At 71.4% G+C, this 8661-nt stretch carries 8 protein-coding genes, 1 tRNA gene and 1 pseudogene; 5 read left to right on the forward strand and 5 right to left on the reverse strand.

All coding sequences use genetic code 11. From position 1 onward, the window contains the following. Positions 1-26: 26 nt before the first annotated feature. Complete coding sequence (locus tag JWR81_RS24955) at positions 27-428, reverse strand: DUF5997 family protein (RefSeq protein ID WP_297658027.1); 402 nt, start codon at positions 426-428, stop codon at positions 27-29. A 43-nt stretch (positions 429-471) separates the two neighbouring features. Between JWR81_RS24955 and JWR81_RS24960 the strand changes: the two genes are divergently transcribed. Next, positions 472-1179: a LysR family substrate-binding domain-containing protein gene (locus tag JWR81_RS24960; RefSeq protein ID WP_297658031.1), complete on the forward strand. Its 708-nt coding sequence runs from the start codon at positions 472-474 to the stop codon at positions 1177-1179. 177 nt (positions 1180-1356) lie between these two features. Here the strand turns inward: JWR81_RS24960 and JWR81_RS24965 are convergent. The 3 genes from JWR81_RS24965 to JWR81_RS24975 all read right to left on the reverse strand — a co-directional run bounded on the left by JWR81_RS24965 (position 1357) and on the right by JWR81_RS24975 (position 2459). After that, a tRNA-Val gene (locus tag JWR81_RS24965) sits at positions 1357-1428 on the reverse strand. A 33-nt stretch (positions 1429-1461) separates the two neighbouring features. Next, positions 1462-1920, reverse strand: a complete 459-nt coding sequence (locus tag JWR81_RS24970) for a peroxiredoxin (RefSeq protein WP_297658034.1) — start codon at positions 1918-1920, stop codon at positions 1462-1464. A 104-nt stretch (positions 1921-2024) separates the two neighbouring features. Continuing rightward, a complete protein-coding gene (locus JWR81_RS24975) occupies positions 2025-2459 on the reverse strand; it encodes a DUF3052 domain-containing protein (protein ID WP_297658055.1) in 435 nt (144 codons plus the stop codon). A gap of 209 nt (positions 2460-2668) precedes the next feature. On the opposite strand from JWR81_RS24975, the gene aceE reads away from it, so the two are divergent. Further along, positions 2669-5479 carry a pyruvate dehydrogenase (acetyl-transferring), homodimeric type gene (gene aceE, locus JWR81_RS24980; RefSeq protein WP_297658037.1) on the forward strand — a complete coding sequence of 937 codons (2811 nt, stop codon included), beginning with the start codon at positions 2669-2671 and terminating at the stop codon, positions 5477-5479. Between the two features lie 274 nt (positions 5480-5753). Beyond that, positions 5754-5960, forward strand: a complete 207-nt coding sequence (locus JWR81_RS24985) for a cold-shock protein (protein WP_297658045.1) — start codon at positions 5754-5756, stop codon at positions 5958-5960. 124 nt (positions 5961-6084) lie between these two features. On the opposite strand, the gene JWR81_RS24990 is transcribed toward JWR81_RS24985, so the two are convergent. Continuing rightward, positions 6085-6858, reverse strand: coding sequence for a pirin-like bicupin family protein (locus tag JWR81_RS24990; protein ID WP_297658049.1), 774 nt, complete (start codon positions 6856-6858; stop codon positions 6085-6087). An 88-nt stretch (positions 6859-6946) separates the two neighbouring features. Between JWR81_RS24990 and JWR81_RS24995 the strand changes: the two genes are divergently transcribed. Both JWR81_RS24995 and JWR81_RS25000 read left to right on the forward strand, forming a co-directional pair. Then, complete coding sequence (locus JWR81_RS24995; protein ID WP_297658052.1) at positions 6947-8164, forward strand: CdaR family transcriptional regulator; 1218 nt, start codon at positions 6947-6949, stop codon at positions 8162-8164. A 196-nt stretch (positions 8165-8360) separates the two neighbouring features. Further along, positions 8361-8661: pseudogene (locus JWR81_RS25000) on the forward strand (ACP S-malonyltransferase); the annotation flags it as partial.

Genomic DNA, 8661 nt, shown 5'->3' on the forward strand with positions numbered 1-8661 from the left:
GGTGACCGACGCCGAAAGGGCCCCGCTCATCCCCCGACCGGATCGTCGGGACGCCTCCCGGACCGCTCGGCCCGCAGTCGGGCCTCCGCGCGCTGCGCCTCGGCCCGGGTGTTGCGCTCGCGGCGCAGCCACTCCGGCTGCTCCTCCTTCAACGCCGCGATCTGGGCGGTGGTCAGCGGCTCGGTGATCTCGGCACGGGCCAGCCCGGAGATCGACACTCCCAGTCGGTCCGCGACGACCTGGCGGGGATGCGGGCCGTTGCGTCGCAGCTCGCGCAACCACTCGGGCGGATCGGCCTGCAGGGCGTCGAGCTCGTCGCGCGAGACCACCCCGGCCCGGAACTCGTCGGGCGTCGCGTCGGGGTGCACGCCGAGCTTCTTCGCCGCCGTCGCGGGCTTCATCGTCTGGGTCGACCTCTGCCGCGTCATATGCCCAGGATATCGGGGCCGGACCAACCGATAGCCTGGGCCGGTGACCGAGCCGGGCGACACCGCAGCCTTCAGGCTCGGCTACGTTCCAGGCGTCACGCCGGGCAAGTGGGTGCGGATCTGGGCCGAGCGCCGTCCCCACGTCACCCTGGAGCTCGTCACGGCGACCACGGACGAGGCGCTGGAGCTGATCCGGACCGGCGCCGTGGACGCAGCCGTGCTCCGGCTGCCGATCGACCGGACCGGGCTCCACACGATCCCGCTCTACACCGAGACCACCGTGGCCGTCGTCCCGAAGGAACACGTGGTCGCCGCGACCGAGGAGGCCACGGTCGCGGACCTGGCCGACGAGATCGTCCTCCGCCCGCAGGACGACACACTCGCCTGGCCCGGTGACCGGCCGGGGCGGTCCGCGGCGTTCGCCCCCGCGACGACGGCCGCGGCGATCGAGCTCGTCGCCGCGGGCGTCGGCCTCCTGGTCGTCCCCCAGTCGCTGGCCCGCCTCCACCACCGTCGGGACCTCGTCTACCGACCGCTGACCGACGCGCCGGGGTCGGGCGTCGGTCTCGTCTGGCCGGACGCAGAGAACACTGAGCTGATGGAAGAGTTCATCGGGATCGTCCGCGGGCGCACGGTCAACAGCTCACGCACCCCCCGCCGGGACGGAACCCCAGCACCGGGCAGACCCGCCCCCACGAAGAAGAGCGTTGCCCGGCGCAGTCCCGCGCGGCGCGGTACGCACCGACGTTGAGTTCACCCACCGACCCGGCCATGCAGCCCTCGGCGGTGTTCACCCCGACCACGCCAGCCACCCCGATTTGCAGCGAGGGTGTCGTTTGATCTTCGCGTGGTGCGAAACAGAGGCACGTGGAGTCAAACGGATTGAACATCCACAGAGGCCGCTGCGAGGTTTCCGCAGGTCAGGACGTGGGCGCGGCAGGGTTCGAACCTGCGACCGCTCGGGTGTAAGCCGAGTGCTCTTCCGCTGAGCTACGCGCCCGCACGCGCCGGGACCCGCCCGGCGCGCCGTGGCCTAGACGGCCGCGAGGGCCTTCTTCCAGGCGTCCTGGTCGCGGGCCTCGCCGGGGCCGTTGACCTCGGCGAACTGCACCGTACCGGTCTTGTCCACCAGGAACGTACCGCGCAGGGCGAAGCCGGCGCCGTCGTTGAACACGCCGTAGGCCTGCGCCACCGCGCCGTGCGGCCAGAAGTCTGCGAGCAGCGGGAACTCGTAGCTCTGGGCGTCGGACCAGGCCTTCAGCGTGAACGGGTGGTCGACCGAGATCGCGAGGATCTGGACGTCCTCGTTCTGGAACGAGCCCAGGTCGTCGCGGACCGCGCACAGCTCACCGGTGCAGACGCCGGAGAAGGCGAACGGGTAGAAGACGACCAGGACGTTGCGCTCGCCGCGGAACGACGAGAGCGTGACCACTTGGTTGTTCTGGTCCTTGAGGGTGAAGTCAGGGGCCTCGGTGCCGACCTCGGGCGCCATGGGTGGATCTCCTCGGCTCGTTCGCGCTCGTACGGGATCGAGCGATGGCACGGACACACGTGTGCCACCGCTCACGCGAGGGAGCCTAGTCGCCCGGAGGAGCCCTACCGCTTCGACTTCGCCGCCTTGGGGGCAACGAGACGCGAGCCGGCCCAGCCGTCGCTGACGGTGACGTTCGAGGTCTGCGAGAGGCCCGCGGTCGGCGCGGCCTCTGCGATCTCGCTGGGCTCGACGTGCCCGGGTCTACCGGTCTTCGGGGTGAGCACCCAGATCACGCCGTTGTCGGCTAGTGGCCCGATGGCGTCGACCAGGGCGTCGACGAGATCGCCGTCGCCCTCGCGCCACCACATCAGGACCAGGTCGACGACGTCATCGGCGTCCTCGTCGAGGAGGTCGTCGCCCACTCTCTCCTCTACGGCGTCCCGCACCGTCTCGTCGACGTCCTCGTCCCAACCGATTTCCTGGACGACCATGCTCGGCTCCACACCGAGCTTGCCCGCGATGTCGGACTGACGTCCGGCATCCTCCGCGGCGACCACGCCTGTGTACCCCACTCTCTCAGTCCCGGCCTCTTCCGCCCCGCCCGCCCGCGCCGTCCGCGCAGACAGGTCCGGGGCCTACATCCGGATGCGGAATCCGAACACGTGACTCGTCGACGCGCAACCACTCGTTACGAGATCGCACGTCGAGGGGCACGATAGGGGATGACCCCGACAGATGTTCACCTCCAGCCACGCAGGGAGATCCCTTGACCGGCCAGACCACCGGCGGCACGCCCCCACGGCGCGTACACGTCATCCGTGACGGCCTCGCCGCCCACCTTCCCGACATCGATCCGGAGGAGACCGCCGAGTGGCTCGACTCCTTCGACGCGGTCCTCGACGCCACGGGTCAGCAGCGCGCCCGCTACCTCATGCTGCGGATGCTGCAGCGCGCCCGTGAGCGCAACGTCGGCGTCCCGTCGCTGACCAGCACCGACTACGTCAACACGATCCCGACCGACCGCGAACCCTGGTTCCCCGGCGACGAGGAGGCCGAGCGGGCCTACCGCCGCCTCATCCGCTGGAACGCCGCCATGACGGTGCACCGCGCTCAGCGCCCGGGCATCGGGGTGGGCGGGCACATCTCGTCCTACGCGTCGTCGGCCACGCTCTACGAGGTCGGTTTCAACCACTTCTTCCGCGGCAAGGAGCACCCGGGCGGGGGTGACCAGGTCTACATCCAGGGTCATGCCTCCCCCGGCATCTACGCCCGCGCCTACCTCGAGGGACGCCTGAGTGAGGACCGTCTCGACGGCTTCCGCCAGGAGCTGTCCCACGGTGGCCCGGGCGCCGGCCTTCCGTCCTACCCGCACCCCCGGCTCATGCCGGACTTCTGGGAGTTCCCCACCGTCTCGATGGGGCTCGGCCCGATGAACGCGATCATGCAGGCGCGGTTCAACCGCTACCTCGACGCGCGCGGCTTCCACGACCACAAGGCCGAGAAGAAGGGCGACCAGCACGTCTGGGCGTTCCTCGGCGACGGCGAGATGGACGAGCCCGAGTCGCGCGGCCTGATCCACATCGCGGCCACCGAGGGCCTGGACAACCTCACGTTCGTCGTCAACTGCAACCTGCAGCGCCTCGACGGCCCGGTCCGCGGCAACGGCAAGATCATCCAGGAGCTGGAGTCGTTCTTCCGCGGCGCGGGCTGGAACGTCATCAAGGTGATCTGGGGCCGCGAGTGGGATGCCCTGCTGCACGCTGATCGCGACGGCGCGCTGATCAACCTGATGAACCAGACGCCCGACGGCGACTACCAGACCTACAAGGCCAACGACGGCGCATTCGTCCGCGAGCACTTCTTCGGGCGCGACCCGCGCACCAAGGAGCTCGTGGCCCCGCTGTCGGACGACGAGATCTGGAAGCTCAAGCGTGGTGGCCACGACTACCGCAAGGTCTACGCGGCCTACGCGGCGGCGCTGGAGCACCACGGCCAGCCCACGGTCATCCTGGCCAAGACGATCAAGGGCTACGGCCTGGGCACGCACTTCGCCGGCCGCAACGCCACGCACCAGATGAAGAAGCTCACGCTCCCGGACCTCAAGCAGTTCCGCGACGAGCAGCGCATCCCGATCACCGACGCGCAGCTCGAGAAGAACCCGTACCTGCCGCCGTACTACCACCCCGGCAACGACGCGCCGGAGATCCAGTACATGAACGAGCGGCGCCGCCAGCTCGGCGGCCCGGTGCCGTCGCGGCGGGTCAAGGCCACGCCGCTGGTGCTGCCCGGCGACAAGGTCTACGACTTCATCCGCAAGGGCTCGGGCAAGCAGGAGGTCGCCACCACGATGGCGTTCGTCCGGCTGCTGCGTGAGCTCGTGAAGGACAAGGAGATCGGCGACCGGTTCGTGCCCGTCATCCCCGACGAGGCCCGCACGTTCGGCATGGACTCCATGTTCCCGACGCAGAAGATCTACAACCCGAACGGCCAGCAGTACACGTCCGTGGATGCCGAGCTGATGCTCGCCTACCGCGAGTCGGAGCAGGGCCAGCTGCTGCACGAGGGCATCAACGAGGCCGGCTCGGTGGGCTCGTTCACCGCGGCGGGCACGTCGTACGCCACGCACGGACAGCCGATGATCCCGGTGTACGTCTTCTACTCGATGTTCGGCTTCCAGCGCACCGGCGACTCGATCTGGGCCGCTGCGGACCAGATGGCCCGCGGCTTCCTCGTCGGTGCCACCGCCGGACGCACCACGCTCACCGGGGAGGGCCTGCAGCACAACGACGGTCACTCGCTGCTGCTGGCGGCCACCAACCCGGCCGTCGTCCAGTACGACCCGGCGTTCTCCTACGAGATCGCGCACATCGTCAAGGACGGGCTGCGCCGCATGTACGGCGAGGGCTCCGAGCAGGATCCGGGGAACCTCGGCGGCGAGAACGTCATGTACTACCTGACGGTCTACAACGAGCCCTACCGGCAGCCGGCCGAGCCGGCCGACCTCGACGTCGAGGGCCTGCTCAAGGGCCTCTACCGCTACGCGGGCACCGCGCGCGAGGACGGGCCGCAGGTGCGCCTGCTGGCCTCGGGCGTGGCCGTGCCGTGGGCGCTGCAGGCCCGCGACATGCTGGCCGAGCAGTGGGGTGTGGGTGCCGAGGTGTGGTCGGTGACGTCGTGGGGCGAGCTGCGCCGCGACGGCGTGGAGACCGAGCAGCACAACCTCGTGCACGCGGGCGACGAGCGGCGCACGGCCTACGTCGAGCAGGCCCTCGGTGGCGACGGCGCCCCCGTCGTCGCGGTGTCGGACTGGATGCGCGCGGTGCCGGACCTCATCCGCCAGTGGGTGCCCGCGCCCTACACGACCCTGGGCACCGACGGGTTCGGCCTGTCCGACACCCGGCCCGCGGTGCGGCGCCACTTCAACGTGGACGCCGAGTCGATCACGGTCGCGGCGCTGGAGAGCCTGGCGCAGCGGGGCGAGTTCGACCGGGGCGCGGTGGCCGAGGCGGCCGCGAAGTACAAGATCGACGACCCCCAGGCGGCCGGGCCGCAGACGAGCGACTCCGGGGTCGCCTGACACGTGCGGAATCTCCTCCGCGGACGACGCTTCCGGACGAACCGTTCGTCCGGGCGCGCCGTCCGCGGGCTCCGTTTCGGGCCGGAAAACAGAGAATCCACAGGTCATTGGGTCTCGGCAGGGAGCCCGGATCGCGATACGCTCCGCCCGACGTCGCCTCACGTGATCGTGATAGTGAGCGTGAGCGGCGTCCCGACCGGGGCGCGGACGCACGTGCTCAGGCGGCGCGATGCCGGGGGCAGAGCCCCGGCGCACGGGTACGAGGAGAGCAAGAATGGCAGAGGGCACCGTCAAGTGGTTCAACAGCGAGAAGGGCTACGGCTTCCTCGCTCCCGACGGTGGTGGCGCGGACGTGTTCGTGCACTACTCGGCGATCCAGACCAACGGGTACAAGAGCCTCGACGAAGGCCAGCGCGTGTCGTTCGACATCGAGCAGGGGCAGAAGGGTCCGCAGGCCACCCAGGTCACGCCGCTCGGCTGAGCAGCGCCGACGTCGGTCATCCGGTGGCCGCCCCTCCTCGGCCACCGACACGACGCCGCGCCGGGTAGCCCGGGGAGTTCCCCATCACCGGCACGGGTCGACAACGGAGTGTCCGCCGCAGCGGTTACCGCAGCGCGGCGTGCATCTCCCACACGAGCACCTCGGCGCCGTCCGGCCCGGCCACCACACGCTGACCGTCACCGACGGTGATGCGCGCGGTGTCGCCGGTGCCGAGCACGCCGGCGCCCTCGAGCTCCACGGATCCGCGGGCCACGAACAGGTTCACCAACGTGGCCGTGGGCACGGTCGTCGACGCGCCCGGCCGCAGACGCGCGGCGTAGAGCGCCGCGTGTTCCTGGCGGATGGAGATGGCACTGTCGGTGCCGTGCTTCGGCATGCCCGACGCCACCACCACCAGCTCACCGGCGTCGAGGGCGGGGCCGATGTCGAGCTGCTCGTATCCCGGAGTGATCTTCTCCGTGTCCGGGACCACCCACATCTGGACGAAGTGCACGTCCTGGTCGTGCTTCGCCGCGGCGGCGTCGATGCGCCAGGAGTCGTTCTTCTCCGAGTGCAGGATCCCCGTGCCCGCACTCATGCGCTGGGCCAGACCCGGGTAGATCAGTCCGCTGTGACCGGTGGAGTCCTGGTGCACCAGGGAGCCCTCGAGCACCCAGGTGACGATCTCCATGTCGCGGTGCGGGTGCGTCTCGAAGCCGCTGCCCGCCTTCACGACGTCGTCGTTGCTCACCATCAGGACGCCGAAGTGGGTGTTGTCGGGGTCGTAGTGCTGACCGAAGGAGAAGCTGTGGCGCGAGTCCAGCCAGCCGATCCTCGTGTGGAAGCGCTCGCCGGACCGACGGACGTCGACCGCGGGGGTGAGTGCCGTGCTCGTCATCGTGTGACCTCCCGGTTGCAGGTGCTTGCGCCTGCAATAACATGGCGGGCCGCCCCACTGTTCCCGCTCCCGTGCCATGCTGCCCGACGTGAGCGGCACCGAGGTGCGCCGGGCCGAGGCGGGCCGGGCGGAGACACCGACCGTCTCCCCCGCGACGCTGCGCCGCCTCGGGCTGGAGTCGGGCGACCTCGCGGCCGCGTGTCTCGTCGCCATGGAGGAGCACCAGCCGTGGTTCGCGGCGCTGCCGGCCGACCAGCGCGCCGCGGTGCTCCTGGTGACCCAGACCGGCTTCGCGAACTTCGTCGCCTGGCTCGGCGAGCGCGGCGAGACCATCCGCCTCACCGCGGAGGCGTTCCGCATCGCCCCGCGCGACCTCGCCCGCCGGCTGTCGCTGCGGCAGACCGTGGACCTCGTGCGGATCGCCACCGACGTCTTCGAGCGGCACCTGCCCCCGCTCGCCGCCGACGAGGCCGAGCAACGCGTGCTCGTCGAGTCCATCCTGCGGTTCGGCCGCGAGATCGCGTTCGCCGCCGCCACCGTCTACGCGGGCGCCGCCGAGACCCGCGGTGCGTGGGACGCCCGGCAGGAGGCCCTCGTCGTCGACGCGGTGGTGCGCGGCGAGACCGACGACGCGCTCGTCTCCCGCGCATCGGCCCTGGGCTGGGACCCCGCTGCCGCCGTGCGGGTGGTGGTCGGCAGCCCCACCGCCGACGCCCCGGACGAACCCAGGGAGCTGCGCCGCGAGGCCGGCCGGGCCGGGCGCTCCATCCTGGTGGGGGTGCAGGGCAGCAGGCTGGTCGTGCTGGTCTCGGAGGCCGGCGAGGCGGGCGGCTCGATCGGGCGGCTCGTCGACGGCTTCGGACCGGGCCCCGTGGTGGTCGGGCCGGTCGCACCCGACCTCGCCGCGGCGCACGACAGCGCACGCGCGGCCCTCGCCGGGCTGCGGGCGGCGCCGGGATGGCCCGACGCCCCGCGCCCGGTGGGGGCCGACGACCTGCTGCCCGAACGCGCACTGTCGGGCGACCCGGCCGCGCCCCGGCGGCTCGTCGACGCCTGCGTCACCCCGCTGGAGGCCGCGGGCGGGGAGCTGCTGCGCACGCTCGCCGTCTACCTCGAGGGCGGCGGGGCGCTCGAATCGTGCGCCCGCGCGCTCTTCGTGCATCCCAACACGGTGCGCTACCGCCTGCGCCGCGTGAGTGACCTCACTGGCCGTAACCCCACCGACCCCCGCGACGCCCTCGTCCTGCGCACGGCGCTCGTCGTGGGCAGGCTGGACGCCGACCCGGCTCCGGACAGCGACCCATGACCTGCGGACTTCCTACAAAGCGTGATCCCGGTTACACCCTCGACGTGGGTCACCGCTGCGGCCTCGTTGGAGGAAACCTCCAACTCACGGGCGCCGAGTTGGTGCGTGCCGGTATCCCGACGGTCCCGCTGCACGGTGTTCCCTGAGCGGCGTGATCGCTCTGCTCGCGCCCGGCCAGGGGTCCCAGACCCCGGGCATGCTCACCCCCTGGCTCGAGGGGTGGGTGGGAAGCGCGCAAGCCGCGGAGTCGATCGACCGCTGGTCCGAGGCCATCGGGCTCGACCTGCGCCGCCTCGGCACCACCGCGGAGGCCGACGAGATCAAGGACACCGCCGTCACCCAGCCGCTCGTCGTGGCAGCCGCGTTGATCGCGGCGGAGGCCCTGGCGGCCAGGATCGACCTGCCCGTCGCGGTGCCGGCGGCGGGGCACTCGGTCGGCGAGCTCGCCGCCGCGGCGATCGCCGGGGTGCTCTCGCCCGACGCGGCCGTCGCGCTGG

The organism is Pseudonocardia sp. (assembly GCF_025965585.1).
GTDB lineage: Bacteria > Actinomycetota > Actinomycetes > Mycobacteriales > Pseudonocardiaceae > Pseudonocardia.

Bases quoted from the DNA above. Each gene is read 5' to 3' on its own strand.
- JWR81_RS24955 (WP_297658027.1), bottom strand. From the start codon at position 428: ATGACGCGGCAGAGGTCGACCCAGACGATGAAGCCCGCGACGGCGGCG.
- JWR81_RS24970 (WP_297658034.1), bottom strand. From the start codon at position 1,920: ATGGCGCCCGAGGTCGGCACCGAGGCCCCTGACTTCACCCTCAAGGAC.
- JWR81_RS24990 (WP_297658049.1), bottom strand. From the start codon at position 6,858: ATGACGAGCACGGCACTCACCCCCGCGGTCGACGTCCGTCGGTCCGGC.
- JWR81_RS24985 (WP_297658045.1), top strand. From the start codon at position 5,754: ATGGCAGAGGGCACCGTCAAGTGGTTCAACAGCGAGAAGGGCTACGGC.